The sequence below is a fragment of the Alloyangia mangrovi genome, assembly GCF_002300555.2.
In the GTDB taxonomy this organism is placed as follows: Bacteria; Pseudomonadota; Alphaproteobacteria; order Rhodobacterales; family Rhodobacteraceae; genus Salipiger; species Salipiger mangrovi.
This window is the reverse complement of the sequence record NZ_NTHN02000001.1, coordinates 30,412-54,842: the sequence shown is the minus strand read 5'-3', so window position 1 is coordinate 54,842 and position 24,431 is coordinate 30,412. Positions and strand designations below refer to the sequence as shown.

Below are 24,431 nucleotides of genomic sequence, written 5' to 3'. Positions count from 1 at the left end.
AGACCTCAATGATCAATCCGGATATCAAGACCTTCCTCGCAACCTGGGAAAGCTCCTGGGCCGTGCTTCCCGCCGCGGCCCCGGTGACCGACCGCCGCCTGCTCTTCGAATACATCGCCGAGAAGATGCGCCTGCCGCAGCCCGAGGGCATCGCGCTCTCGACTGCCTTCGTCACCTCCGAAGGTCGCAACGTGCTGCTGCGTATCGAGCGCCACGAGAGCAGCGGCGCACAGCCCTGCCTCATCTACATGCACGGCGGCGCCTGGATGCAGGGCAGCCCGATGACCCATGCCGACATCACCTCGCGCATCGCCGCCGCCGGCCGGCAGACGGTGATCAGCGTCGATTACGCGCTGGCGCCCGAACACCCCTTCCCCAAGGCCATCCACGAGGTGATGGACGTCGCCCGCTGGGTCCGCGACAACGCCGAGACCCTCGGCATCGACCCCGCCCGCATCGCCATCGGCGGCGACAGCGCCGGGGCCAACCTTGCCGCGGCGGCCTGCCTCGGCCTGCGCGGCACCGAGGCGGCGCCCATGGCACAGCTGCTGGTCTATCCCTGCGTGCATTTCGAGATGGCCTACCCTTCCTACCAGGAGAACGCCGACGGCCCACTGATCCAGACGAAACACATGGGGGCGACCAACCTCATGTACTGCGGCAGCGAGGAGAACCTCACCCACCCGCTCGCCGCGCCGCTGCACGCGAAGAGCCACGACGACCTGCCCCCGGCCTTCATCGCTGTGGCCGAGCACGACCCCCTGCGCGACGACGGCTATGCCTATGCGGAAAAACTGGGTGCCGCAGGCGTCGATGTCACCTTCGACGCGGGCAAGGGGCTGATCCACGGCTACCTGCGCGCCATGGAATACTGCGAGGACACCCGGACCAAGCTGACAGAAATGACCGCCTGGCTCGGCCGCCGCTACGCCGAGGTCTGAGAGTGCCCGTTCCACCACTACCCCCGGCGCTCGAGCACGTCTTCACCATCGAGGTCGCGATCTCGCCGCCGCTGAGCAACGGCGCGGGCGAAAACGGCGAGCGCAAGCACATCCCGATCACCGGTGGCACCGTCTCTGGGCCGTTGCTTCGCGGCAGGGTGCTACCCGGCGGCTACGACTGGCTGTGGCAGCGCCCGGATGGCGTCGCCGAGGTCAACGCGCATTACTCGCTCGAGGCCGAGGACGGCACGCTCATCTACGTGCGCAACTTCGGCCTGCGCGTCGCCCTGCCCGAGACCCGCGCCGCGCTTCGGGTCGGCGAGCCCGTCGACCCTGGGGCCTATTACTTCCGCGCCGCGCCGGTCTTCGACGCGCCCGATGGGCGGCACCAATGGCTGCGGGAGACCCTCTTCGTCAGCCGCGTGACGCCGCAACCGGGCGGCGTCACGGTGGATGTCTTCCGCTGCCTCTGAGCGCGCCGGCCCGATGAGGACCGGCCCGATCGCCCTACATCGAGTTGGGCAGGAACAGCACCAGCCCCGGCACGAGGATCAGGATCGCGAGACGCACGAGGTCCACCAGCACGAAGGGCAGCACTCCGCGGAAGATCGTCCCGAGCCCGACGTGCCGGGCGATGCTGTTGATCACGAAGACATTCATCCCGATCGGCGGGGTGATCAGCCCCAGCTCCACTGTCATCACGATGATGATGCCGAACCAGATCGGATCGAAGCCGAGCTGGGTGATCACCGGAAAGACGATGGGCACCATCAGGATGATCATCGCCATGGCATCCAGAAAACAACCCAGCACCACGAAAAGCGCCATGATCAGCACCAGCGTGCCATAGCGCCCCAGCCCCAGCTCGATCAGCATGCGGGTCATGTTCTGCGGCACCTGCGTCACCGCAAGGAAGTAGCCGAAGAGGATCGCCCCTATCAGGATGGTGTAGATCGCCACCGAAGTGCGCAGCGCCCCGACGAGGCAGTCGAGCAGCGAGGCCGCCCCCAGCCGCCCGCGCGCAAGCCCGATGACCGCCGTCAGCACCGCGCCGACCGCAGCGGCCTCGGTTGCCGTGGCGATCCCGAGGTAGATCGACAGGATCACCGCGATGAAAAGCAGCGCCACCGCCCAGACGTCGCGCAGCGCCCGCAGCGCCTCACCCGTCCGGAAGGGCGCGCCCGCGGGCAGGCGTGGCCCGTACCAGAAGCGCACCGTCAGCATGTACATCAGCACCGCCAGCAGCCCCGGCAGGATGCCCGCGATGAAGAGGCTGCCGATGTCTTGTTCGGTGATATAGCCGTAGACCGCCAGCACCACCGACGGCGGGATCAGGATCCCGAGCGTGCCGCCCGCGGCGATCACCCCGGTGGCCACGTCGTCGCCGTAGCCGGCGCGCTTCATCTCCGGGTAGGCGATGTCGGTCATCGTGGCGGCGGTCGCCACCGACGAGCCGCAGATCGCCGCGAAGCCCGCGCAGGCTCCCACCGTGGCGATGCCGAGCCCGCCGCGGAACGAGCCGAGCGTGGCATTGGCGGCGCGGAAAAGCTCACGGCTCATCCCCGAGCGGGTGGCCAGCACGCCCATTAGCACGAAGAAGGGGATGAGCGTCAGGTTGAAGTCCGTCACCGTGCGCAGCGGCGAGGTGGCCAGCAGGTTCAGCGCCGGCTTCAGCCCGGTCACCATGCCGAACCCGCCGACCCCGACGATCCCCATGGCGATGCCGATCGGCACGCGGATCAGCATCAGCAGGAACAGCACCACAAAGCCGCCCGCCGCGATCAGGTCGCGTTCACTCATTCTTGTCTACCTCGGAACCCGTGTCTTCGGAGGGGGCTTCATGGGATTCGAGCCCCTCGCCATGGCGCCAGATCCGCCAAAGCCGGAACGCGGTGGTGAAGAGCGCCGCGATCAAGCCCAGCAGGATCGCCGCAAGGAAGGGCCAATGCGGCAGCCGCAGGTCCATGGTGACCTCGCCGCCCGAGAGCTGCGAGAGCACCCGCCCGCCCAGCTTCCACACCAGCAGCCCGGTAAAGCCCAGCAGGATCGCCCAGGCGGCAAGATCCATCCACCGCCGCAGCGCAGGTCGGACCGCCTGCGCCAGGATGTCGACCTTGATGTGGCTGCCGCGGTAACCGAGCGAGGCAAAGCCCCAGATCACCGCGATCGCCAGCGTCAGCCGCGAGAGATCGAAGGAATCCGGCAGCGGCGCGGCAAAGAGATACCGTCCCACCGCCGAGACGAAGATGAGCAGCGTGACGAGCCCGAGCATCACCGCGGCGGTTCTCTCCACCCACAGGATCACCCGGTCCGCCGAGCCGTGTCGTTGCCGAGCCATGGCGCCTCGCTAGTGAAGGGGGGGAGCGCTCCCGCTCCCCCGGTTTGCTTTACTTGTAGAGCACGCCGTTGGCGTCGAGCGCCGCGCGCAGCCCCTCGAGAACCGCCTCGGGGTCCGAGCCCGCCGCCGACACATCCGCCTTCCACGCCTCCAGCGTCGGCATGGCCGCCTCGCGCCAGAGCGCGACTTCCTCGTCGGTGGGCATGTAGACCGTGTGCTCGGGGTTGTTCAGGATCTCCTCACGCACACCCTTGTCGTACTCGGCCCAGCCTTCCGAGAACTTCTTCGACCATTCCGGCGTGCAGTGATCGTCGATCACCGCCTTCTGCTCGGCGCTCAGCCCGCCGTAACTGTCCTTGTTGAACAGCAGCACCTGCGCCGAGAGATAGAGCGGCATGTCATTGTGAAACTTGGTCTCCTCGGCCACGTTGAAGACCTTCATCGCCTCGTAGGGGAAGGTCACCGCGTCGGCGGTCCCGCGCGCCAGCGCCTCGCGCGCCTCGGGGGCGGGCACCTGCACCGAGGCTCCGCCAAGCGAGCTGACAAAACGCGCCATGGTCGAATGCGCCGGGCGCACGTTGAGCCCCTTCACGTCCGCCGGGACCTTGATCTCGGCCTTGCCGTGGAAGCGACCGGGCTCGTGCGGATTGACGAGGCAGAAGTGGACGTCGCCCATCTCCTTCTCGGCATGATCGCCCGCGTACCACTCGTGGATCGCCTTGGCGGCGTTCGGCCCGTCGGTGGCGAGGAAAGGCACGCCGACCAGCTCGTAGATCGGGAAGCGCCCGGCAGTGTAACCGGGATTCACGTAGCCGATGTCAGCGATGCCGTCGCGGGTCATGTCGTAGTGATCGGGCGCCGCGCCGAGCTGCTGCGCGGGGAACACCTCGAATGTGATGGAGCCGCCCGAGTCCGCGGTGATCGAGTCCATCCACTCCTGCATGCCGGTCTGCGGCACCGCGTGCTGCGGCGGCAGCCAATGCGCAAGCCGCAGCGTGACGTTCTGCGCCTGCGCGCAGGTGGTGCCAAGAGCCAGTGTGGCTGCGGCTCCGATGATAAAGGTCTTCATGGTCTTCCTCCCAAAATGCGCCCGGGTTCCTCCTCCGGGGCGTCAGTTCATCTCGATCCCAACCGATTGCAGGGACCCGGCGAGCCCTCCGTCGAGCGCGGCGGCAATGCCGTCCGCGCTCCACCCGCCCTTCGTGATTTCATGTGCGGCCTCGACTGGATGGGCCCAGAGGCTCAACCGGTCACCGCCGATGCCGATACATTGCCCGGTAACCCCCGCCGCGGCTTCGGAGGCAAGGTAGACGATCAGCGGCGCAACGTCCGCCGGCCCGCCGATCCCCATCTTCTGGCGGACGCTGTCGTCCAGCGCCTCGCCCCGCGCCGCCTGCTCGGAGAGCTCGCTGAGGGCCGGGATGGTGGCGGTCATCGCGGTGAGCGCCGTCGGCACCACGGCGTTCACCGTGACCCCGGCGCGCGCGAGTTCCATCGACCACGTCCGCGCCATCGCGGCGATCCCCGCCTTGGCCGCCGAATAGGCGGTCTGGCCGAAGTTGCCGCGCTGCCCGGCGATCGAGGACATGAGGATGAGCCGCCCGCCCTGCCCCGCCGCGCGCCAATGCCGCGCGGCGGCCCGGGCGCAGGTGAAGGTGCCGCGCAGATGCGTGGCTATCACCGCATCGAAATCCGTGTCGGAGGTGTTCCAGAGAACCCGGTCGCGCAGGATCCCCGCATTACAGACGAAGGCGTCGAGCCTGCCGAACCGCTCCAGCGCCACCGCCAGACAGGCTTCCGCCGCTTCCGCCGTCCCGATCGCGGCGACGCATGGCACGGCGTGCGGGCCGATTTCTCCCGCAACCGCCTCTGCGGCTCCCGCGTCGATGTCGTTGACCACCACCGAGGCCCCCGCATCCGCCAGCGCGAGCGCCGTCGCGCGCCCGATCCCCTGCCCGGCACCGGTCACCACCGCAACGCGCCCGTCGAGCCGGATTTTCCCCGTTCCGCTCATCGTCCCACGAACCTCGGCCTGCGCTTTTCCATGAAGGCGCGGGGGCCCTCGCGCGCGTCCTCCGAGGCCATGACGACGCGCTTCGCCTCGTCCTCCAGCACAAAGCCCTCGTCCAGCGTCAGCCCCGAGCTGCCGCGCACCACCCGTTTGATCTCGCGCAGCGAGACCGGGCCGTTCTCGGCCAGCGCCCCGGCCATCTCGAACGCCCGCGCCAGCACCTCGGCCCCCGGTACCACCCGGTTCACCAGCCCGATCTCATGCGCGCGGGCGGCGTCGATGGTGCCCCCGGTCAGCAGCAGTTCCAGCGCCACCGGCTCGGGGATCTGGCGGGAGAGCCGCACCAGCGCCCCGGCAAAGGGGATGACCCCGCGCCGCGCCTCGGGCAGGCCAAAGACGGCACCCTCCGCGCAGATCCGCAGGTCGGTGCCCAACATGGTCTCCATCCCCCCCCGCAAGGCAGAGCCCGTTGATCGCCGCGATCACCGGCTTGGCGGGCGGCGAACGACGCAGCGCCGAGCGATCCTGCAGCCCCGGCTCATCCAGGAAGCGCCGGTCCCAGTCGTCCTCGGGCAGGCGATCCCCCGACAGCAGCGGCAACGTCCGCCCCAGATCACCCCCCCGCGCAAAACGCCTGCTCCCCCGCCCCGGTCAGGATCGCCACCCGCAGCGTGTCGTCCGCATCGAAGGCCACAAAGGCATCGGCCAGCCGACAGGCCATCTCCGGCGAGATCGCATTGCGCACCTCGGGCCGGTTCAGGGTCAGCAGCAGCACCGGGCCGCGGCGCTCTTCGAGCAGGTGAGGGGCGCTCATGCAGTCGTATCCTTATCCAGAATCTCTTCGGCCATCTTCCGAAGGTCGATCTTGCGCACCTTGCCGTTCGCGGTCTTCGGTGTCGCCTCGAGGAAAGCGATGTGGCGCGGCACCTTGTGGCGCGCGATCCGCGCCCGGCACCAGTCGCGCAGCACGCCGCTGTCCAGCGCCTGCCCCGAGCGCGGCACGATGAAGGCGAAAATCTCCTCGCCGAACTCCGGGTCGGGCACGCCGACCACCTGCGCCTCGGCAATGGCGGGGTGCTGCATCAGCCAATCCTCTATCTCGACGGGATAGATGTTCTCGCCGCCGCGGATCAGCATGTCCTTGATCCGTCCGATGATGCGCAGGTGCCCTTCCGCGTCCATCACCGCCAGATCGCCACTCTTCAGCCAACCCTCGGCATCGATCGTCGCTCCGGTCTGTTCCGGCATGTCGAAGTAGCCCGCCGTCACCAGAAAGCCGCGGATCTGCAACTCGCCCTCGGCGCCGACGGGGCAGGTCTCGCCACTCGCCGGATCGACAATGCGAATCTCGACATGGGGCAGCGGCACCCCTGCGCTCCTTACCCGCGCGTCCAGCGGCTCCTCGGGCACCGTCTGAGTGATGATCGGGCTGCATTCGGTCATCCCCATGATGATCACCGGCTCGCAGCCGACCCGGGCGTGCAGCTCGAGCATCACCTGCGGCGGGATCGAGGTGCCCCCGGTGTAGGCGATCCGCCAGCGCGCAAGGTCACGCTCCCCGGCCATCAACCTCGGGTCCTGCAGCATGCGGATATACATGGTCGGCACGCCGTTGGTGATCGTCCCGCCGTGGCGCTCGATGAGGTCGAGCAGCCGTCCCGCGTCGAAATCGGCCATGACAACGAGGCACCCCCCCAGCGGCCAGCATCCCCATCACGTTGCACACGCAGCCCGCGGTGTGAAAGAGCGGCATCGCCGAGACCATCACGTCGGTCTCGCGATACCCGGCCCGCTGCGCCGCCAGCAGCGCGTTGTTGATCGTGCCCCGGTGGGTGAGCATCGCCCCCTTGGGTTTGCCGGTGGTTCCCGACGTATACTGGATCTGCAGCACGTCCTCGGGGCGCACAGCCTGCGCGGCCTCGGCGAGCGCGATGCCCGAGACCGTCGGCGCTTCCTCCAGAAACTTTGCAAAAGGCAGCGCCCCCGGAACCGGGGCCGCACCGATTTGCACGACGAGCCTCAGATCAGGATAGGCCGAGCCGCCATCCGGGCGCCCATGGTCGAGCCCGGGCAGCATCTCCGCCAGCATCGCCCCGAGATCGAAGCCCCGGAAGACCCCCGCCACGAAGAGCGCCGAGACCCGCGCCTGCCGCAGCAGGTAGTCGAGCTCGCCCTGCCGGAACGACGGGTTTACCGTCACCAGTACCGCGCCGATCCGACCCAGCGCATATTCGAGAAGCACCCACTCGGGGCAGTTGGCGGCCATCACCGCCACGCGTTGCCCCGGCGCGATCCCGTGGCCCAGCAGTGCCTTCGCGAGCCGCGTGACCTCGGCGTCAAGCTGCGCGTAGGTCCATGTTGCTTGTGCCTGCGGATCATCGAAGATGAGCGCCGGGCGCTCCGGCAGCGCCGCGGCGCGCTCGGCCAGCAGGGCCCCCAGCGTCGTTTCGCGCAGCGGCGCAGCCGACGCCTCGGGCAGCCAGTGCGACAGACCTGTGGCGGTCACTCCCATCGACACGTTCCTCCCTCCGGGTCGACTCAGGATGGACGAAGTCCATGCGGTACTGTACGTAATGGAACTGTTCGATGTAAAACAAAATCGCGGAGGATGTCCGTGCCGGTGTCCGCCAGCCCAGACCGCCAAGATCGCCAGGTGCGCCTCGACGCGGGAGAGGCCGAGCAGACCCTCGGCTACAAGCTGCGGCTCGCGCAGATCCTCGCGTTCCGCGGATTCGAGCAGCGGCTGACCGACTATGGGCGGGCGCCGCGCTATCTGGGGCTGCTGTCGGTGATCCGTGCCCACCCCGGCCAACCTCAGAGCCGGATCGCCGAGGCGGTGGCCCTGCCGCGATCGAGCTTCGTGACCATCCTTGACCAGCTCTCCGCCGAGGGGCTGATCGAACGGCGCCCCTCGAAATATGACCGCCGCGCCAACGGCCTGTGGCTGACGCCGCAGGGCGAGGACGTGGTGGGCCGCCTCATGCAGGAGGCGCAGCGCTACGAGGCAGAGATGACCCGCGACATGAGCCCGGAGGAGATCGCGAGCGGGCTGCGCGTGCTGCAGAAACTCATCGACAACCTGTCCTGACCCGGGCTCCCGGTGACCCATTGCGTGCCGGTCACGCCGCCATAGGACGGCGCTCTGGCTCACCCCCTCGCAAATCGCCGCGCGCTGCCGCATTCTTGCCCGCGCAAGGGAGGGAGCCCAAATGAGCACGATCAAAGGCGAGGACATCACCGAAACAATCCGCGCGGCGCTTCAGTACATCGCGGTCTATCACGCGCCGGACTACATCCGGCGGCTCTCGGACGCCTACCGCCGCGAGGAAAGCCCCGCCGCCCGCGACGCGATCGGCCAGATTCTGCAAAGCGCGCGGATGGCGGCCCTCGGCAACCGGCCGGTCTGCCAGGACACCGGCATGGTCACGGTGTTCGCCCGGCTCGGCCAGTCGGCGACAATCTCCGGCAACCGCACGCTTGAGCAGTGCATCAATGACGGCGTTCGCCTTGCCTATCTCGACGCGGGCAACCCGCTGCGCGCCTCGATGGTCGCCGACCCGATCTTCGGGCGCCGCAACACCCGCGACAACACACCCGCCGTGACCCACGTGGAAAGCTGCCTTGGTGACACGCTCGAGCTGATGGTGGCAGCAAAGGGCGGCGGCTCGGAAAACAAGGCGCGCTACACCATGCTCAATCCCGCCGCCCCGGTCGCCGACTGGGTTGTCGAGACGGTGGCGGGGCTCGGCGCGGGCTGGTGCCCGCCCGGGGTGATCTCGGTCGGCGTCGGCGGCAGCGCCGAGAAGGCCATGCTGCTCGCCAAGCGCGCGCTGATGGATGAGATCGACATGCACGAGTTGATCGAGCGCGGCCCCGACACCGCCGAGGAGGAGCTGCGGATCGAGCTCTACCACCGGATCAACGATCTCGGGATCGGGGCCCAGGGGCTCGGAGGGCTGACCACGGTGGTCGACGTCAAGGTCTCCTCCTATCCGACCCACGCTGCCTCGAAGCCGGTGGCGCTGATGCCGCAATGCGCCGCCAACCGCCACGCCAAGGTCACGCTCACCGGCGCCGGGCCGGTCTATCTCGATCCGCCCGACCTCTCTCTCTGGCCCGAGATCGATGGCGGGGCGGCGGAAGGCACCCTGCGCCGGGTGAACGTCGACACGCTGACCAAGGCGGAGATGGCCGACTGGCAGCCCGGCGAGACGCTGCTGCTGAGCGGACACATTCTCACCGGACGCGATGCCGCACACCGGCGGATCAGCGAGATCCTCGCGCGCGGCGAGGCGCTGCCCTTCTCGTTGCGCGGCCGGGTGATCTACTACGTCGGCCCCGTGGACCCGGTCGGCTCCGAGGTCGTCGGGCCCGCCGGGCCGACCACCTCGACCCGGATGGACGGCTACACGCAGATGATGCTCGATCAGGGGCTGCTGTCGATGATCGGCAAGGCCGAGCGCGGGTCGGATACGGTCGAGCGCATCGCCAAGGCCGGAGCCACCTATCTCATCGCCGTCGGCGGCGCGGCGGTGCTGGTGTCCCGCGCGATCCACGGCGCGCGCATGGTTGCCTTCGAGGATCTGGGCATGGAGGCGGTGCGCGAGTTCGAGGTCCGCGACATGCCGGTGACCGTGGCGGTAGACAGCAGCGGGCAGTCGGTGCACCGCCTCGGCCCGGCGCGCTGGCGCCGGGAGCCCACCGCCTCCGGGGCCTGAAAGCGCTCCCCGCACGTCAACCGAGGGGGCCATAGACTGAGCATATGGCCCCCATGACAAACCCGTATTTCCGCAGATCCGCCGCGATGCGGCACTGTGCAGTCCAAGGCGCCCCCAAAGCGCAAACATCTACGGAAGGAGAGCGCGGTGCTTCAGCACGTTGAAGAGAACTTTCAGGACATTCGCGACGCGGTGCGCGCGCTCTGCGCCCAGTTTCCCGACGAGTACCACCGCAGGATCGACGAGGCCCGCGGCTACCCGGAAGACTTCGTCGACGCGCTGACCAGGGCGGGCTGGATGGCCGCGCTGATCCCCGAGGAATACGGCGGCTCGGGGCTGGGGCTGACCGAGGCCTCGGTGATCATGGAGGAAATCAACCGCGCCGGCGGCAACTCCGGCGCCTGCCACGGCCAGATGTACAACATGAACACGCTGGTGCGGCACGGCTCCGAGGAGCAGCGCCGCCGCATCCTGCCAAAGCTGGCCTCGGGCGAGCTGCGGCTGCAGTCGATGGGCGTGACCGAACCGACCACCGGCACCGACACCACCAAGATCAAGACCACCGCCGTCAAGAAGGGCGACCGCTACATGATCAACGGGCAGAAGGTCTGGATCAGCCGGGTGCAGCATTCCGACCTGATGATCCTGCTCGCCCGCACCACGCCTCTCTCGGAGGTGAAAAAGAAATCCGAGGGGCTGTCGATCTTCCTCGTCGACATCAAGGAGGCGATGAAGACGGGCATGGAGGTGCGCCCGATCCCCAACATGGTCAACCACGAGACCAACGAGCTGTTCTTCGACAACCTCGAGATCCCCGAGGAGAACCTGATCGGCGAGGAGGGCAAGGGCTTCAAGTACATCCTCACCGGGCTCAATGCCGAGCGTACGCTGATCGCGGCGGAATGTATCGGCGATGGCTACTGGTTCATTGACCGGGTGTCGAAATACGTGTGCGAGCGCGAGGTCTTCGGCCGCCCGATCGGTCAGAACCAGGGGGTGCAGTTCCCCATCGCCGAGAGCTACATCGAGGTCGAGGCCGCCAACCTCATGCGTTACAAGGCCTGCGCGCTCTTCGACGAGGGCAAGCCCTGCGGCACCGAGGCCAACATGGCGAAATACCTTGCCGCGAAAGCCAGCTGGGAGGCCGCCAACGCCTGCATCCAGTTCCACGGAGGTTTCGGCTTCGCCTGCGAGTATGACGTCGAGCGCAAGTTCCGCGAGACCCGGCTCTACCAGGTCGCCCCTATCTCGACCAACCTCATCCTGTCCTACGTCGCCGAGCATGTCCTCGGCCTGCCGCGGAGCTTCTGATGACGCTGCCCCTCACCGGCCTCAAGGTCGTCGCCGTCGAGCAGGCGGTGGCGGCGCCCTTTGCCACCTCGCGCCTCGCCGATGCCGGCGCCGAGGTGATCAAGATCGAGCGTCCCGAGGGCGACTTTGCCCGCGGCTACGACGACGTTGCCGCCGGGCAGTCGAGCTATTTCGTCTGGCTCAACCGGGGCAAGACCTCGGTTGCGCTCGACCTCAGGTCCGAGGCGGGCCGGACCGAGCTGGCCCGGCTGCTCGAAGACGCCGACGTGCTGGTGCAGAACCTCAAGCGCGGCGCGCTCGGGCGGCTCGGTTTCACGCCCGAGCGGCTGGCCCGAGACTATCCGCGGCTCATCACCTGCTCGATCACCGGCTATGGCGAGGGCGGGCCGATGGCCGACCGCAAGGCCTATGACCTGCTGATCCAGGCGGAGTCGGGACTCTGCTCGATCACCGGTGGCCCGACGGAGCCGGCCCGCGTGGGCATGTCTGTGGTCGATGTCGCCACCGGTGCCACCGCCCATGCCGCCATTCTCGAGGCGCTCATCGCCCGCGGCATCACCGGCAGGGGCGCGGCGATCTCGGTCTCGATGTTCGATGTCATGGCCGAATGGATGACTGTGCCGCTGCTCAACCACGAGGGCGGCAAGACCCCCAAGCGTGTCGGCCTGGCGCATCCCTCGATCTCGCCCTACAGCGCCTTCGAGACAAGCGACGGCCAGCTCATCCTCATCTCGATCCAGAGCGACCGGGAATGGCGGATGCTCTGCGAGCATTTCCTGCAGCGACCCGAGCTTGGCCGCGACCCCCGCTTTGCCACCAATGTCGCGCGGGTCGAGAACCGGCCCGAGACCGATGGCCTCGTCGCGGAGGCCTTTGCCTCGATGAGCCACGAGGCAGCGATGGCTGCACTCGACAGGGCGGATGTGGCCATGGCATCGGTAAACGGCATGGCCGGGCTCTCGGCCCATCCGCACCTGCGCCGGATCCGGGTCGACACGCCGAACGGCGCGGTCTTCCTGCCGGCCCCGGCGCCGCGCGTGACCGGCGAGACCCGCAGCTATGGCCCGGTCCCCGCCCTGCCCGAGCCGCAGTACGAGACGGAGAAATGACCATGAACGCACCGGCGACAGAAACCGCACCCGAGATCGACATCGACCCGCTGCGCCGCTGGATCGGCCGGACCGAGACCCGCTCCGAGCATCTCACCCCGGCGCTCGTCGATCGGTTCAACGCCACCTTTGCCCGCGGCGGACCGATGGACGAGGGCGCCGAGGCGCCGCTGATGATCCACCTCTGCCTAACGCAGCCCGCGGTGCCCGCCGAAGAGCTTGGCCCCGATGGCCATCCGGCGCGCGGCGGCTTCCTGCCTCCGGTGCCGCTGCCCCGGCGCATGTGGGCGGGCGGCGCCCTCACCTTCCACCGCCCGCTGCGCATCGGCAGCCTGGTCACGCGTCTCTCCACCATCCGCGACGTGGTGCTCAAGCAGGGCCGCACCGGCCCGCTCTGCTTCGTCACCGTCGAGCACGAGATTTCCGACGAAGGCGGCCCGGCGGTCACCGAGCGGCAGGACATCGTCTACCGCGGCATCGACACCGGCGCACCGAAGACCGCGCCCGAAACCGCCGCGCCCGGCGTCCACAGCAAGGAGATCGCGACCGATCCCGTGCTGCTGTTCCGCTATTCGGCGCTCACCTTCAACGGTCACCGCATCCACTACGACCAACCCTATGTCACCGGCAAGGAAGGCTACCCCGGGCTGATCGTGCACGGCCCCCTGCAGGCGACGCTCCTGGCCCAATATGCCGCCGACCTGCGCGGCGCAGCGCCGACCGAGTTCCGCTTCCGCAGCCTATCGCCGCTCTTCGACACGGCGGATGTCATCCTGAACGCCCGCGACACGCCCGAGGGCCTCGCGCTCTGGACCGCGCGCCCCGGCGGGCCCGTGGCGATGGAGGCGACCGCCAGATGGTAACCCTCGACACCCTCCGCGCCCCGCTCTTCGTGCCCGCCGACCGCCCCGATCGCTTCGCCAAGGCAGCGGGCTCCGGCGCCTGCGCGGTGATCCTCGATCTCGAGGACGCGGTGGCGCTCGACGCCAAGGAGACCGCCCGCGCGGCGCTCACCTGCGACTTCACCGAGCTTCCTGTGCTGGTCCGGATCAACCCCGCCGGCACGCCTTGGCACGAGGCCGACCTCGAGGCCGCCGCCGCCCTGCCCTTCACCGCGATCATGCTGCCCAAGGCCGAGGATCCCGAGACCGTTGCCACGGTCGCGCGGCGAACCGGCCACCCGATCCTGCCGCTGATCGAAAGCGCCCGCGGCCTTGCCGCAGCGCGCGAAATCGCCGCCTGCCCGGACACGGCACGGCTCGCCTTCGGTTCCATCGACTTCTGCGCCGACATCGGCTGCGAGCACCTGCGCGAGACGCTGCGCCCGGTGCGGCTCGAACTGGTCATCGCCTCGCGCCTCGCGGGCATCGCCGCGCCGCTCGACGGGGTGACCGCGGACCTCTCGGACCCGGCGATCGCCGAGGACGACAGCCGCCATGCCCGCTGCCTCGGCATGGGCGGCAAGCTCTGCATCCATCCACGGCAGGTCGCGCCGGTCCGCAGCGGTTTCGCGCCAACGCCCTCCGAACTGGACTGGGCGTCGCGGGTGCTGGCCTCGGGCGACGGGGCGGTGGCGGTCGACGGCGCCATGGTCGACGAGCCGGTACGCCAGCGCGCCCGCGCCATTCTCGCGCGCGCCTCCTAGGTCAGTCGAGCTTGCGCAGCGCCCGGACGAGGTGCGGCTGTGTGAGCACATAGGGCGGCCTGCCATCCGAGGTGTCCGCCCAATGCAGGAAATCGCGCGTCACCGCCTCGGGGTCAGCCCCGATCGCCGCGCGGCGCTCGGGATCGGCGGCGCAGAGGTAGGTGACGAAAGCCTCTTCCGAGGCGAAATGGCTGACCCGGTCGAGCCGCAGGTCCGCGATTGTCTCGCAGCGCACCCCGCCGGCGAAGCTCTCCAGCGCCGCGAGCGCGCGGGACCTCACCTCGGTTTCATCGTCCACCCGGCGCATCGCCTCGAAGAAACTGCCCTGCGCCAGAGGCTCGATCACCAGCAGCAGCCCGCGCGGGCGCAGCAGGCGCCAGGCCTCGGAAAGCCCGGGAAGCATCTGTGCCGCAGGGACATGATGCAGGGAATTGAGGAAGACGGCGGCCCCGAAACTGCGGACGCGCGCCGGGATCGCCTCCGCGCTCGCCTGCAGGAATTCCGCCCCCGGCGCCCGGCCACGCGCGATGTCGAGCGATGCCGCCAGCGGGTCGACCCCGGTGACGGCGTATCCGCGCCTCACCAGCGCCGCGGCAAGGTCTCCCCTGCCGCAGCCTATGTCGAGCACCCGCCGCACCTCTTCGGCGGCGAGAAATTCGAGGATCTTCGCCGTGACGACGCTGGTTTCGGGCGTTGCGCCCTGCCCTGTCGCCTGACGCGTCGCGTCGAGCATCTTGCGGCTTGGCATGGGCTGTCTCCCTTGGCTTGGGCTAGCGCCTCAGACGGTACGGCCGCCATCGACCTCGAGGATCACCCCGGTGATGAAATCCGCCTCGTCCGAGCCGAGATAGAGCGCGGCATTGGCCACGTCGCGCGGCTCCGAGAAGCGCCCCATGGGAATGGTCGCGAGGAATTTCTGCCGGTTCTCCGGCGTGTCGGGCATGCCCATGAACTGTTCGAGGAGCCCCGTGACCCCCATCACCGGCGCGATGCCGCAGACCCGGATTCCATCGGGCGCCAGCTCGACCGCCAGCGACTTGGTCATGATGTTCACCGCGCCCTTCGAGGAATTGTACCATGTCAGGCCGGGCCGCGGCCGGATGCCCGCCACCGAGCCGACATTCAGCATCACCCCGCCGCCCTGCTTGCGCCAGAGCGGTACGCAGGTCTTGGTCATGTGGAAGATCGACAGCACGTTGATGTCGTAGATCCGCCGGAAGGTCTCTTCGTCGGTCTCCATCAGCGGTCTGTTGGGGTTGGTCCAGCCAGCGTTGTTGACGACGATGTCGAGGCTGCCGAAGGCCTCGGCGGTCTGCGCCACCGCCGCCTCGACCTGATCGGCCTTGGACACGTCGCAAGTGACCGCGATGGCATTCGGCCCGAGTTCTTCGGCGACGGCGCGCGCGCCCTCGGCGTTGAGGTCGGCGACGGCGACCTTGGCGCCCTCGCGGATGTAGACCTCGGCGATGCCCTTGCCGAAGCCCGAGGCCGCGCCGGTGATCATGGTTGTCTTGCCCTGAAGTCTCACGTCTTTCTCCTAGCCATGTCTTTCGGGCCGGCCCCCACGGGCCGGCACAGTCGTTTGATCTCTCTGGCAGTCCCGGCCGATCAGCCGTGGTTGTTCACGACCGTCTTGATGTGGGAGAACTCCAGCAGCGCCGCGAAGCCCTTCTCGCGGCCGTGTCCGGACTTGCGGATGCCGCCAAAGGGCAGCTCGACGCCGCCGCCCGCGCCGTAACCGTTGATGAACACCTGCCCGCAGCGCAGCGCCTTGGCGACACGCTGCTGCCGGGCCCCGTTGCGGGTCCAGACCGCCGCGACCAGCCCGTAGTCGGTGCCGTTGGCGATGCGGATCGCCTCGGCCTCGTCATCGAAGGGGATCATCGCCAGCACCGGGCCAAAGACCTCTTCCTGCGCGATCCGCGCGTCCGGGGCGCAGGGCCCGAAGATGGCGGGTGCCACGTAATAGCCACCCTCAGGCGCCTCCGCCGCGATGCCGCCGCGCGCGATCAGCGGCGCGTCGGCATCGGCGATATAGCCCTCGACCCGGCGCTTCTGCCTGGCCGAGATCAGCGGACCAAGCACCGCAGCCTCGTCCGAGGCGCTGGCCTCGATGGCCTCGAAGGCGGTCTTCAGCTCGGCCACGACCCGGTCCCAGAGGCTGCGGTGCACCAGCGCCCGCGAGCCCGCCGAACAGGTCTGCCCGCCGTTCTGGATCAGCGCCTTGACCACCACCGGGATCGCGGCTTCAAGGTCGGCATCCTCGAAGAGGATCTGCGGCGACTTGCCCCCCAGCTCCAGCGTGCAGCCGATGAAGTTGCGCGCCGCGGCGGTCTGGATCATCACCCCCACCTCGGGCGAGCCGGTGAAGGAGATGAAATCGATGCCGCGATGTTCGGAGAGCGCCTTTCCCGCGACCTCGCCGCGCCCGGTAACGATGTTGAGCGCGCCGGGCGGGAAGCCCGCCTCGACCGCCAGCTCGCCGATCCGCAGCGCCGTGAGGCAGGCGTCCTCGGCGGGCTTGAGCACGGTCGCATTGCCCATGGCCAGCGCCGGCGCGACCGAGCGGCCGAACATCTGCGCCGGGTAGTTCCAGGGGATGATGTGGCCGGTGACGCCATGCGGCTCGCGCTGCACCTCGACGTTGTAGCCGGGCTGGAAGGGGATGATCTCGCCATGCACCTTGTCCGCCGCGCCGCCGTAGAACTCGAAGTAGCGCGCGGTCACCTGCATGTCGGCGCGGGCCTGAACGATCGGCTTGCCGTTGTCCGCGGTCTCGAGTTGCGCCAGGTCCTCGGCGTGTTCGAGGATCAGCGCCGAGAGCTTCAGCATGAGCCGGCCGCGTTCCGCCGCCGAAAGCTTGCTCCAGGTGCCGCCGTCAAAGGCCGCCCGCGCCGCCGCCACCGCCGCATCCACATCTTCGGGGCCGCTGTCGGCAATGGTGGTGAAAGGCAGGCCGTCGAGCGGCGAGAGCACCTCCATCTCGGCCCCCGACGCGGCAGGGCGGAAGTCATTGCCGATGAGGTTGAGCGGCTTCGGCAGCACGAGGCTGCGCGTGCTGACAGGGAAATCTTTCATGCGCTTTTCCTTTCCGGGTCGAGTGACCCTTCGCCGACCTCGCCGCGTTCGATGACCAGCGTCCGGCTGGCAAAGCCGCGCAGCAGCGAGGGATTGGATTCCGTGATGATGAGGGTGATGCTGCGGTCGCTGTCGCGCAGGGCGCGCAGCGCATCGGCGTAGCGCAGGGCCAGCGCCGGGGCGAGCCCCTGGAAGGGCTCGTCCAGCATAACCAGTTTCGTGCCGAGCATCAGCGCCCGGGCAAGGGCGACCATCTTGCCCTGCCCGCCCGAGACATTGCCGGCGGGGCGGCCTGCCATCTCCTTCAGCTCGGGCAGGATGTCGTAGACCTTGTCCAGCCGCCGCTTCGTCTCTGCCGAGCCGAGCCGTGCGGCATCGGCGGGCAGAAGGATGTTCTCCTCGACGGTAAAGGCCGAGAACAGCCGCCGGTCCTCGGGCGAGTAGCCGATCCCCAGCCCTGGCCGCTTGGGCGGCGCCACCGGGGTCAGCGGCTTGCCGTCGAAGAGCAGCTCGCCTGTCACCCTGGTGAAGCCCATGATCGTGCGCAGCAAGGTCGTCTTTCCCGCGCCGTTGCGTCCGATCAGCGCCAGCGTCTCGGCGGGCTCGATGCGGAAGTTGAGGTCCCGCAGGATCTCGATGATGCCGATCGAGGCGGTCACATTGCGAAATTCCAGCATCAGGCCACCTCCTCGCCGATGACGTCCCGGATCACGTCGGGATGTTCGAGTATCTCCTGCGGCGTGCCGCGCAGCTGCACGTTGCCCGCGTTCCACACCGCCACCTCGTCGGCATGGCGGGCGACGATGCCCATGTCGTGCTCGACGAAGACCGAGGTCACCCCGGCCTCGGCCAACGCGCCGACGAGGATCTCCATCACCTCGTGCTTCTGCGACGAGGCCACCCCCGAGGTCGGCTCGTCCATCAGCAGCAGCCGCGGCTTCAGCGCCAGCGCCACGGCGATGTCGATCAGCTTGCGCTGCCCTTCCGAGAGCTCGACCACCACCCGGTCCGCCACATCCGTGCAATGCACGAGGTCGAGAAGGTGCATCATCTCGTCGCGCTGGCGGATGTTGTGCAGGTTCTGCAGCGGGTTGCGCAGCCCCTCCCGCGCCGCCGCCGAGATCAGCAGGTTCTCGAGCGCGGTGTGCTCGGTGAACAGCTGCGGGATCTGGAAGGCCCGCGCCACGCCGCGCCGTACGATCTTGCGCGGCGGCAGCGGGGTGATGTCCTCGCCCTCGAGAAACACCTTGCCCGAGCGCGGCTTGATCCAGCCCGTGCAGATGTTGAGGAAGGTGGTCTTGCCCGCGCCGTTGGGGCCGATGATGGCAAGGTTGCGCCCCGCCTCGATCTGCATCGAGACATTATTGGCCGCGGTCACCCCTCCGAATTTGATCATCAGCTCGCGCGTTTCCAGCAGCGGTGGCTTGGCGGTGCCCGCCTTGTTGGTCGCGGTCATCGTGCCTCCTCCGCGGTGGTGGCGCGGCGCTTGCCGCCGCGGTGAATGAGCCCGTCGGCGATGCCCATGATGCCCTTCGGCGCGAAAAGGATGATGACCAGCAGGAAGGCCCCGAGCAGCATCTGCCAGATGTCTCCGGCATAGGCCGAGGCATAGACCCGCACGATCTCGTAGATCAGCGCGCCGATGAAGGCCCCGCGCACCGAGCCCGCGCCGCCGAGCACGGCGATAAAGACCATCTCGGCCGAGCGTACCCACCAGACGTATTCCGGCGTCACCACGCCCTGGGTCATCGCCATCAGCGAGCCGCCGACGCCGCAGAGGATCGCCGAGAGCAGGTAGCCCGACAGCAGCACGCGCTTGGGCGAGAGGCCGAGGTATTCGAGCCGCGTCTCGTTGGTCTTGATGGTCTGGAAAATCTGCCCCACCGGCGAGGCGAACCAGCGCAGGGTGAACCAGCCGAGCCCCACCATCAGCGCGATCGACAGGTAGAAGATCACCGCCTCGAAGCCCGACCGCTCCAGCGCCATGCCGAGCACCGTCGGCCGCGGCAGGCGGATGCCGTCGGCACCGCCGGTGACGTGGTAGAACTTCTCGAGGATCGACCAGAAGATCATCGAGAAGGCAAGGTTCAGCATCCCGAAGAAAATGCCCCGGTAGCGCACCACGAAGAGCCCGACCAGCAGCCCGCTCAGCGCCGCGCCGAGCACCCCGGCGATCAGCACGAGGATCAGGTCGGCCCCGGGCAGCGAAGCCATCAGGAAGGCCCCGGCATAGGCCGAGATGCCGAAGAACAGCGCGTGGCCGAAGGACACCTGCCCGGCCCGCAGCAGCACCGTCACGCCGAGCACGGCGATGCCCTTGGCCAGCGCAAGGTTGATCAGCAGCTGCATCGAGGGGGCGATGAAGGGCACTGCCGCCAGCAGCAGCACGGCCAGAAGAGTCAGCAGCGCGCGCAGCGAGGGCATGCCGCCGGATTTGACGTCGCCTCGCGCGGTGGTGTGTCGGGAAATATCGCTCATGTCGCGTCCTCAGATCTTGCGGGCGACAGGGCTGCCGAAGAGCCCCTCGGGCCGGACCAGCAGGACCAGCACCATGATGAGATAGGGCACGAGAACGGCAACCTCGGGCCAGACGTAGACGGCGAAGGAGCGCCCGAGGCCGATCATCAGCGCGGTCACCGCCGCCCCCTCGATCTGGCCAAGGCCGGCGGTCGCCACAACGGCGAAGGACAGCACGATCATGTCCGCGCCCATGCCCGGCAGGATCGAGGTCGTGGGCGAGGCCAGCGCGCCGCCGAGCCCGGCCAGCACCGCGCCGACGACAAAGGTGAAGAGGAACACCCGGTCGGCATCGATGCCGATGGATTGCGCGGCCTCGCGATCCTCTGTCGTTGCGAGGATCAGCTTGCCGATCACCGTGTGGCGCAGGAAGAAGCGCAGCCCGAAGAGCAGGCAGATCGCGACGAGCGGCAGCAGGATCAGCTGGTAGACCGTGTAGGTCACCCCGAAGACCGTGACGTTGCCGAGCGCCTGCAGCGCGCTTGCCTGGAAATACGGCTGGGTGCCCCAGAGCAGCCGCTGCACATCCTCGAGGATCATGAAGACGGCGAAGGTCACCAGCAGCTGCAACACCTCGGGCTTGTCGTAGATGCGCCTGAGCAGCAGCCATTCGATCGGCCCGCCGAGCAGCACGCCGACCAGCACCGCCGAGACCAGCATCAGCGGAAAGGCGAAGACAGGGGCGAAGCCGAGCGCGAGGAAGAAGCCAGTCAGCGAGACCGTGGCGTAGGCCCCGATGGCGTAGAGCGAGCCGTGCGCCACGTTGAGGATGCGCATCACGCCGAAGATCAGCGTCAGCCCCAGCGCGACGATGAAGACCAGCGCCGCGTAGGAAATCCCGTCGAAAAGCGCGAGCAGGAAGATGGTCAGGTTCATGAGACCGCCTCTTGTTGGTGGGCCGTTCGGAAGTGTCTTGGAGAGCGCCGGGGGCGCGCGCCATGGCCCGGTCCGGCGGGCAGCCCGCCGATGTCCTCAGCTCGGCCGACGGTCACGCCGGCCACGTCGGTTGTCCGGTCCGGCGCGGGGCCGGACCGGACCGCCTCAGTTCTCGTAGGTCTTCACCGACAGCCCGTCGGCAAAGCTCGCATCGAGCCCCTTGATCCAGTCGATCGAAGCCTCGCCGACCGGCGGCAGCAGGCCCTCGCCATCGAAGATCATGATGTTCTCGAGCGTGGCAAAGGGGTACTCGCCGGTCTGCGCACTGGTGCCCATGAGCTGCGACTCGACGCCCTGGTGATCCTCGCGCAGGTGCAGCGCACGGCCGAGGCCCTGGAATTCGAGCCCGTCGAGCGCCGCCAAGAGCTGGTCCTCGTCCGGCCAGTCCACGCCATTGTCGGCAATCGCCTTCTCGTAGGCGGTCTTCAGCGCGGCAAAGGCCTGGCTCGCGTGGAACACCGAGTAGACGGGGATGTCGCCCGTGGCGTCCTTGTACTGCTCCATGAAGCCCTTGAAGTCGGCATCATCGCGGCGCTCGGGGTGCAGGAAGTAGTGATCGCCGCGCGCGCCGACGATATGGCCAGCCGGCAGGCTGCTGCCGAGCCGCTCCAGCGAGCTTTCCGCCAGCGGCAGCACGAAGGTAGAGGTGTTCATCAGCCCGCGCTGGAAGGCCTGCTGCACGAAGGTGTCGAGATCGCCACCCCAGGAGGTCGAGAGCACCACGTCCGGCCGCAGCGCCTGCAGGCGCGAAATCTCGGTCGAGAAGTCCGGCGCGCCGAACTTGGGGAAGAACTCGCCCACCACCTTCACCCCGGGCTTCATCGCCTCGAGCGCGGTGTGGAAGATGTCCCAGCTGTCGCGGCCCCAGGCGTAGTCCTGGTTCACCACGGCGATGGTCTCGAAATCGGGGTGCGTCTTCAGCAGGTAGGCGACGGCGGCCAGCATCTCGGAGGTGGCGTTGCCCTGCGGACGGAACACGTAGTCGTAGCTCTGCTCCTCGAAGATCCGCTGCGTGCCGCAGTCCCACATCAGGTTCGGCACCTTCAGGTCCTCGGCCAGCGGCGCCAGCGTCTGGCAGTTGCCCGAGGAAATCGAGGCCAGCATCACCTCGGCACCCTCAGTCTGCGCCACACGGCGGTATTCCGAGGTCAGCGCCTCGGCGCCCGCGCCCTCGTCGATGTAGGTCACCTCGATCGGCACCCCGTTGATGCCGCCCTCGGCGTTGAGGTTCTCGACGAAGATGTCCATGGCATCCCGCGCCGGCACCCCGAAGACCGAGGCCGGCCCTGTCAGGAACGTGGTCATTCCGATCTTCAGCGTCTCGGGCTTGTCCGCGGCCATCGCCGCCAGCGGCATCGCCACGCAGAGCGCCGATGTGGTCAATAGTGTCTTCATGGTGGTCTCCTCCCTGTGTCTGTCCCGCCCGCGGATCGCGAACGGGGTGATGATCCTCGGCACGGCGCCCCGCGCTTGCGGGCATGGATGCCGTGCTGGACCTGCTGCATCAGCCTGTCGGTATGCTCGGCCTCCGGCGGCTCATCCTCCACGCCGGCGCCGCCGCGCGTGCTCCTCGAGGGTGAGCCCCCATGGCGTCCTCCCAGAGCCCGAGTTGTGAAAGAGCCTAGGGTCAGAGCGCGAACCGCCGCCAATATCTTGGAGCACTTCCGGTCATAGGTTTATGCTATGCCCCTACGGAAAGGTGTTTCGGCGCCCGCCCGAAACCTTAGCCTGAGCGCAGCGGAGCCGCTCGGGCTCCTGGGAGGAGGTCCTGATGAAGATTGAAGCTGCCGTGCTTCTGCACGGGGGAGTTGAACGCGATTTCGAGGCCGCGACGGCGCTGGAGGTGCGCGAGCTCGATCTCGCCGCCCCCGGGCCGGGCGAAGTGCGCATCCGCATCGCCGCTGCGGGCGTGTGTCATTCCGACCTGTCGGTGATCAACGGCACAAGGCCGCGCCCGGTGCCGATGGTGCTGGGCCACGAGGCCTCGGGCTACGTCGAGGAGGTCGGCGCGGGTGTCGACGATCTTGCCCCCGGAGACCACGTGGTCTGCATCTTCGCGCCCGGCTGCGGCAGCTGCCTGCCCTGCGCCGAGGGGCGCCCCGCGCTTTGCACCCGCGCCGCGAAGCACCACGGCGTCGGCGAGCTGATGACCGGGCACCGCCGCCTGTCGATGGACGGCGCGCCGGTGCACCACCACGTCGGTGTATCCGCCTTCGCCACCCACGCGGTGCTTGCCCGGCAATCGCTGGTGAAGGTCGAGGCCGACCTGCCGCCGCACATCTCGGCGCTCTTCTCCTGCGCCATGCTCACCGGTGCCGGCGCGGTGTTCAACACCGCGCGTGTGACGCCGGGCAGCAAGGTCGCGGTCTTCGGCCTCGGCGGGGTCGGCCTGTCGGCGATCCTCGGGGCGGTGGCGGCGGGCGCGGGCGAGATCATCGCCATCGACCCCTTCGAGACCAAGATGCAGACCGCGCTCGAGATGGGCGCCACGCGCGCGGTCAAGGCCGACGCCCACACGATCGAAGCGGTGCGCGACGCCACCGGCGGTGGCGTCGACGTGGCCATCGAGCTCGCCGGCTCGACCAAGGCGCTCGAGACCGCCTGGGGCTGCACCTGCCGCGGCGGCACCACCGTCACCGCCGGACTCCCCCACCCAGACGCCCGCATGGCGCTGAACGCGCTGCAACTTGTCGCCGAGGAGCGCACGCTCAAGGGCAGCTACATCGGCTCCTGCGTGCCGCAGCGCGACCTGCCGCGGATGTTCTCGCTGCATGCGCAGGGCAAGCTGCCGGTCGAGAAGATGCTGACCCACCGGCTGAAGCTGCGCGACATCAACCGCGCGATGGACCAGCTCGACCAGGGCACCGCCATCCGCCAGGTGATCGAGTTCGACGCATGATCGACATTCGCCAGCTGCGCTATTTCCTCGCCATCGCCGACGCGCCCTCGATCTCGGCCGCGGCGCAGAGCATCGGCGTCGCGCAGCCCTCGCTCTCGCAGCACATCCAGCGGATGGAGGAGGAGCTCGGCGTCAAGCTCATGGACCGCTCGCCGCGCGGCACGCTGCTGACCCAGGAGGGCCATGTCTTCGTCGACCATGCGCGGCGGATCTGCGACAGCCTCGACCGCTGCATCGCCGACATGCGCGAGCTGGGCGGCGTGGTGCGGGGCCGGGTCGGCTTCGGCATGCCGCCGTCCTGCTCGATGGTCATGTCGGTGCCGCTGGCCGAGACCGTGCGGCTCGAACTTCCCGAGGTCCGTCTGCGCGCGGTCGAGGCGATGAGCGGCTATCTCAAGACCTGGATCGAGGATGGCACGGTCGACATCGGCTTTCTCTACGACCTGACCGATGCAGGGCAGCTTCGGGCGACGCATGTCATGGACGAGGAGCTGTTCTTCTACTCGGCACCCGACGCCTGGCCGCTGGACACGCCGCCGGGCACCCCCGTGCCTCTGGCCGAATTGCAGACGCTCGACATGATCCTGCCCTCGAACGGTCTGCGCAACACCATCGAGGGCTACTGCAGCAAGGCCGGGATCAAGCTCAACGTCGTGGTCGAGATGGACGCGATGACCCAGATCAAGGAGCTGGTCGCGCGCGGCTCGGGCTATACGATCTTCGCCCCGGTCGCGGCGCAGGACTTCGTCCAGCGCGGCGAACTCTTGCGCGCACCCATCGTCGCGCCCACCATGATGCGGCCGGTCTACCTCGTGTCGAACCCGGCGCGGGTGATGACCCGCGCCTGCCGCGCGGTGGAGCAGGTCACGCTCGACGTGGCGCGCGAGCTGGTGCAGCGGGGCATCTGGGAGGGCACGCTGGTCTGAGC

Annotated in this window: 26 protein-coding genes; 10 read left to right on the top strand and 16 right to left on the bottom strand. The window is 68.6% G+C overall.

Translation table 11 applies throughout. The features are described 5' to 3' along the window. Positions 1 to 8 precede the first annotated feature (8 nt). Positions 9 to 941 carry an alpha/beta hydrolase gene (locus CLG85_RS00260; RefSeq protein ID WP_260348134.1) on the top strand — a complete coding sequence of 311 codons (933 nt, stop codon included), beginning with the start codon at positions 9 to 11 and terminating at the stop codon, positions 939 to 941. A gap of 2 nt (positions 942 to 943) precedes the next feature. Next, complete coding sequence (locus tag CLG85_RS00255; protein WP_095881690.1) at positions 944 to 1,414, top strand: DUF3237 domain-containing protein; 471 nt, start codon at positions 944 to 946, stop codon at positions 1,412 to 1,414. Between the two features lie 34 nt (positions 1,415 to 1,448). Here the strand turns inward: CLG85_RS00255 and CLG85_RS00250 are convergent, their stop codons facing one another. The 8 genes from CLG85_RS00250 to CLG85_RS00215 form a co-directional block, all read right to left on the bottom strand. After that, entirely contained in the window at positions 1,449 to 2,741 is a 1,293-nt protein-coding gene (locus tag CLG85_RS00250; RefSeq protein ID WP_224849491.1) for a TRAP transporter large permease, read from the bottom strand. Then, positions 2,734 to 3,279 carry a TRAP transporter small permease gene (locus CLG85_RS00245; RefSeq protein WP_260348133.1) on the bottom strand — a complete coding sequence of 182 codons (546 nt, stop codon included), beginning with the start codon at positions 3,277 to 3,279 and terminating at the stop codon, positions 2,734 to 2,736. The genes CLG85_RS00250 and CLG85_RS00245 overlap by 8 nt, the downstream gene beginning before the upstream one ends. Before the next feature lie 49 nt (positions 3,280 to 3,328). Beyond that, a complete protein-coding gene (locus CLG85_RS00240) occupies positions 3,329 to 4,348 on the bottom strand; it encodes a TRAP transporter substrate-binding protein (protein WP_260348132.1) in 1,020 nt (339 codons plus the stop codon). A 42-nt stretch (positions 4,349 to 4,390) separates the two neighbouring features. Then, complete coding sequence (locus tag CLG85_RS00235) at positions 4,391 to 5,293, bottom strand: SDR family NAD(P)-dependent oxidoreductase (RefSeq protein WP_260348128.1); 903 nt, start codon at positions 5,291 to 5,293, stop codon at positions 4,391 to 4,393. Beyond that, positions 5,290 to 5,727 carry an enoyl-CoA hydratase-related protein gene (locus CLG85_RS00230; protein WP_260348126.1) on the bottom strand — a complete coding sequence of 146 codons (438 nt, stop codon included), beginning with the start codon at positions 5,725 to 5,727 and terminating at the stop codon, positions 5,290 to 5,292. Before CLG85_RS00230 ends, CLG85_RS00235 begins: the two co-directional genes overlap by 4 nt. 176 nt (positions 5,728 to 5,903) lie before the next feature. Then, positions 5,904 to 6,104 carry an enoyl-CoA hydratase-related protein gene (locus tag CLG85_RS00225; RefSeq protein ID WP_260348125.1) on the bottom strand — a complete coding sequence of 67 codons (201 nt, stop codon included), beginning with the start codon at positions 6,102 to 6,104 and terminating at the stop codon, positions 5,904 to 5,906. Continuing rightward, positions 6,101 to 6,943: an AMP-binding protein gene (locus tag CLG85_RS00220; protein ID WP_375796887.1), complete on the bottom strand. Its 843-nt coding sequence runs from the start codon at positions 6,941 to 6,943 to the stop codon at positions 6,101 to 6,103. The genes CLG85_RS00225 and CLG85_RS00220 overlap by 4 nt, the downstream gene beginning before the upstream one ends. Then, entirely contained in the window at positions 6,840 to 7,802 is a 963-nt protein-coding gene (locus CLG85_RS00215; protein WP_260348124.1) for an AMP-binding protein, read from the bottom strand. Before CLG85_RS00215 ends, CLG85_RS00220 begins: the two co-directional genes overlap by 104 nt. Positions 7,803 to 7,943: 141 nt before the next feature. Between CLG85_RS00215 and CLG85_RS00210 the strand changes: the two genes are divergently transcribed. From CLG85_RS00210 to CLG85_RS00185, 6 genes are all read left to right on the top strand, one after another. Next, the gene (locus tag CLG85_RS00210) at positions 7,944 to 8,378 is read left to right on the top strand and encodes a MarR family winged helix-turn-helix transcriptional regulator (RefSeq protein ID WP_176476763.1); all 435 of its coding nucleotides are present in this window, start codon (positions 7,944 to 7,946) and stop codon (positions 8,376 to 8,378) included. 121 nt (positions 8,379 to 8,499) lie between these two features. Continuing rightward, on the top strand, positions 8,500 to 10,008 hold the full coding sequence (locus tag CLG85_RS00205; protein WP_095884484.1) for a fumarate hydratase: 1,509 nt from the start codon (positions 8,500 to 8,502) through the stop codon (positions 10,006 to 10,008). 147 nt (positions 10,009 to 10,155) lie between these two features. After that, on the top strand, positions 10,156 to 11,319 hold the full coding sequence (locus CLG85_RS00200) for an acyl-CoA dehydrogenase family protein (RefSeq protein ID WP_260348120.1): 1,164 nt from the start codon (positions 10,156 to 10,158) through the stop codon (positions 11,317 to 11,319). Next, positions 11,319 to 12,428: a CaiB/BaiF CoA transferase family protein gene (locus CLG85_RS00195; RefSeq protein WP_095881722.1), complete on the top strand. Its 1,110-nt coding sequence runs from the start codon at positions 11,319 to 11,321 to the stop codon at positions 12,426 to 12,428. Before CLG85_RS00200 ends, CLG85_RS00195 begins: the two co-directional genes overlap by 1 nt. Continuing rightward, complete coding sequence (locus tag CLG85_RS00190) at positions 12,425 to 13,291, top strand: HTD2 family dehydratase (protein WP_260348115.1); 867 nt, start codon at positions 12,425 to 12,427, stop codon at positions 13,289 to 13,291. Before CLG85_RS00195 ends, CLG85_RS00190 begins: the two co-directional genes overlap by 4 nt. Then, the gene (locus CLG85_RS00185; RefSeq protein WP_260348113.1) at positions 13,285 to 14,073 is read left to right on the top strand and encodes an HpcH/HpaI aldolase/citrate lyase family protein; all 789 of its coding nucleotides are present in this window, start codon (positions 13,285 to 13,287) and stop codon (positions 14,071 to 14,073) included. Before CLG85_RS00190 ends, CLG85_RS00185 begins: the two co-directional genes overlap by 7 nt. A 1-nt stretch (position 14,074) precedes the next feature. Here CLG85_RS00185 and CLG85_RS00180 read toward each other — a convergent pair whose 3' ends face one another. The 8 genes from CLG85_RS00180 to CLG85_RS00145 all read right to left on the bottom strand — a co-directional run bounded on the left by CLG85_RS00180 (position 14,075) and on the right by CLG85_RS00145 (position 21,999). Next, a complete protein-coding gene (locus tag CLG85_RS00180) occupies positions 14,075 to 14,821 on the bottom strand; it encodes a class I SAM-dependent methyltransferase (protein WP_095883097.1) in 747 nt (248 codons plus the stop codon). 30 nt (positions 14,822 to 14,851) lie between these two features. Further along, a complete protein-coding gene (locus tag CLG85_RS00175) occupies positions 14,852 to 15,601 on the bottom strand; it encodes an SDR family oxidoreductase (protein WP_095883096.1) in 750 nt (249 codons plus the stop codon). A gap of 80 nt (positions 15,602 to 15,681) precedes the next feature. Then, positions 15,682 to 17,151, bottom strand: coding sequence for an aldehyde dehydrogenase family protein (locus CLG85_RS00170; RefSeq protein WP_095883095.1), 1,470 nt, complete (start codon positions 17,149 to 17,151; stop codon positions 15,682 to 15,684). Continuing rightward, on the bottom strand, positions 17,148 to 17,828 hold the full coding sequence (locus tag CLG85_RS00165; RefSeq protein ID WP_095883094.1) for an ABC transporter ATP-binding protein: 681 nt from the start codon (positions 17,826 to 17,828) through the stop codon (positions 17,148 to 17,150). Before CLG85_RS00165 ends, CLG85_RS00170 begins: the two co-directional genes overlap by 4 nt. Continuing rightward, positions 17,828 to 18,607 (bottom strand): ABC transporter ATP-binding protein, encoded by a 780-nt coding sequence (locus CLG85_RS00160; protein WP_095883093.1) that lies wholly within the window; start codon positions 18,605 to 18,607, stop codon positions 17,828 to 17,830. Before CLG85_RS00160 ends, CLG85_RS00165 begins: the two co-directional genes overlap by 1 nt. Beyond that, positions 18,604 to 19,629: a branched-chain amino acid ABC transporter permease gene (locus CLG85_RS00155; RefSeq protein WP_095883092.1), complete on the bottom strand. Its 1,026-nt coding sequence runs from the start codon at positions 19,627 to 19,629 to the stop codon at positions 18,604 to 18,606. The genes CLG85_RS00160 and CLG85_RS00155 overlap by 4 nt, the downstream gene beginning before the upstream one ends. 9 nt (positions 19,630 to 19,638) lie before the next feature. Then, positions 19,639 to 20,544, bottom strand: a complete 906-nt coding sequence (locus tag CLG85_RS00150; protein ID WP_095883091.1) for a branched-chain amino acid ABC transporter permease — start codon at positions 20,542 to 20,544, stop codon at positions 19,639 to 19,641. 165 nt (positions 20,545 to 20,709) lie between these two features. Then, complete coding sequence (locus CLG85_RS00145) at positions 20,710 to 21,999, bottom strand: ABC transporter substrate-binding protein (protein ID WP_095883090.1); 1,290 nt, start codon at positions 21,997 to 21,999, stop codon at positions 20,710 to 20,712. Positions 22,000 to 22,375: 376 nt separating this feature from the next. Here CLG85_RS00145 and CLG85_RS00140 point away from each other — a divergent pair, with 376 nt between their 5' ends. Continuing rightward, positions 22,376 to 23,503 carry a zinc-dependent alcohol dehydrogenase family protein gene (locus tag CLG85_RS00140; RefSeq protein ID WP_095883089.1) on the top strand — a complete coding sequence of 376 codons (1,128 nt, stop codon included), beginning with the start codon at positions 22,376 to 22,378 and terminating at the stop codon, positions 23,501 to 23,503. Continuing rightward, a complete protein-coding gene (locus CLG85_RS00135; RefSeq protein WP_095883088.1) occupies positions 23,500 to 24,429 on the top strand; it encodes a LysR family transcriptional regulator in 930 nt (309 codons plus the stop codon). The genes CLG85_RS00140 and CLG85_RS00135 overlap by 4 nt, the downstream gene beginning before the upstream one ends. Positions 24,430 to 24,431: the final 2 nt, after the last annotated feature.

What these genes read in the sequence shown, in the direction of transcription:
- CLG85_RS00235 (WP_260348128.1), bottom strand. Translation starts at nt 5,293, where the DNA reads ATGAGCGGAACGGGGAAAATCCGGCTCGACGGGCGCGTTGCGGTGGTG.
- CLG85_RS00180 (WP_095883097.1), bottom strand. Translation starts at nt 14,821, where the DNA reads ATGCCAAGCCGCAAGATGCTCGACGCGACGCGTCAGGCGACAGGGCAG.
- CLG85_RS00215 (WP_260348124.1), bottom strand. Translation starts at nt 7,802, where the DNA reads ATGGGAGTGACCGCCACAGGTCTGTCGCACTGGCTGCCCGAGGCGTCG.
- CLG85_RS00155 (WP_095883092.1), bottom strand. Translation starts at nt 19,629, where the DNA reads ATGAGCGATATTTCCCGACACACCACCGCGCGAGGCGACGTCAAATCC.
- CLG85_RS00240 (WP_260348132.1), bottom strand. Translation starts at nt 4,348, where the DNA reads ATGAAGACCTTTATCATCGGAGCCGCAGCCACACTGGCTCTTGGCACC.
- CLG85_RS00245 (WP_260348133.1), bottom strand. Translation starts at nt 3,279, where the DNA reads ATGGCTCGGCAACGACACGGCTCGGCGGACCGGGTGATCCTGTGGGTG.
- CLG85_RS00140 (WP_095883089.1), top strand. Translation starts at nt 22,376, where the DNA reads ATGAAGATTGAAGCTGCCGTGCTTCTGCACGGGGGAGTTGAACGCGAT.
- CLG85_RS00260 (WP_260348134.1), top strand. Translation starts at nt 9, where the DNA reads ATGATCAATCCGGATATCAAGACCTTCCTCGCAACCTGGGAAAGCTCC.
- CLG85_RS00185 (WP_260348113.1), top strand. Translation starts at nt 13,285, where the DNA reads ATGGTAACCCTCGACACCCTCCGCGCCCCGCTCTTCGTGCCCGCCGAC.
- CLG85_RS00150 (WP_095883091.1), bottom strand. Translation starts at nt 20,544, where the DNA reads ATGAACCTGACCATCTTCCTGCTCGCGCTTTTCGACGGGATTTCCTAC.
- CLG85_RS00205 (WP_095884484.1), top strand. Translation starts at nt 8,500, where the DNA reads ATGAGCACGATCAAAGGCGAGGACATCACCGAAACAATCCGCGCGGCG.
- CLG85_RS00135 (WP_095883088.1), top strand. Translation starts at nt 23,500, where the DNA reads ATGATCGACATTCGCCAGCTGCGCTATTTCCTCGCCATCGCCGACGCG.
- CLG85_RS00160 (WP_095883093.1), bottom strand. Translation starts at nt 18,607, where the DNA reads ATGACCGCGACCAACAAGGCGGGCACCGCCAAGCCACCGCTGCTGGAA.
- CLG85_RS00195 (WP_095881722.1), top strand. Translation starts at nt 11,319, where the DNA reads ATGACGCTGCCCCTCACCGGCCTCAAGGTCGTCGCCGTCGAGCAGGCG.
- CLG85_RS00170 (WP_095883095.1), bottom strand. Translation starts at nt 17,151, where the DNA reads ATGAAAGATTTCCCTGTCAGCACGCGCAGCCTCGTGCTGCCGAAGCCG.
- CLG85_RS00145 (WP_095883090.1), bottom strand. Translation starts at nt 21,999, where the DNA reads ATGAAGACACTATTGACCACATCGGCGCTCTGCGTGGCGATGCCGCTG.
- CLG85_RS00165 (WP_095883094.1), bottom strand. Translation starts at nt 17,828, where the DNA reads ATGCTGGAATTTCGCAATGTGACCGCCTCGATCGGCATCATCGAGATC.
- CLG85_RS00190 (WP_260348115.1), top strand. Translation starts at nt 12,425, where the DNA reads ATGACCATGAACGCACCGGCGACAGAAACCGCACCCGAGATCGACATC.
- CLG85_RS00225 (WP_260348125.1), bottom strand. Translation starts at nt 6,104, where the DNA reads ATGAGCGCCCCTCACCTGCTCGAAGAGCGCCGCGGCCCGGTGCTGCTG.
- CLG85_RS00230 (WP_260348126.1), bottom strand. Translation starts at nt 5,727, where the DNA reads ATGTTGGGCACCGACCTGCGGATCTGCGCGGAGGGTGCCGTCTTTGGC.
- CLG85_RS00250 (WP_224849491.1), bottom strand. Translation starts at nt 2,741, where the DNA reads ATGAGTGAACGCGACCTGATCGCGGCGGGCGGCTTTGTGGTGCTGTTC.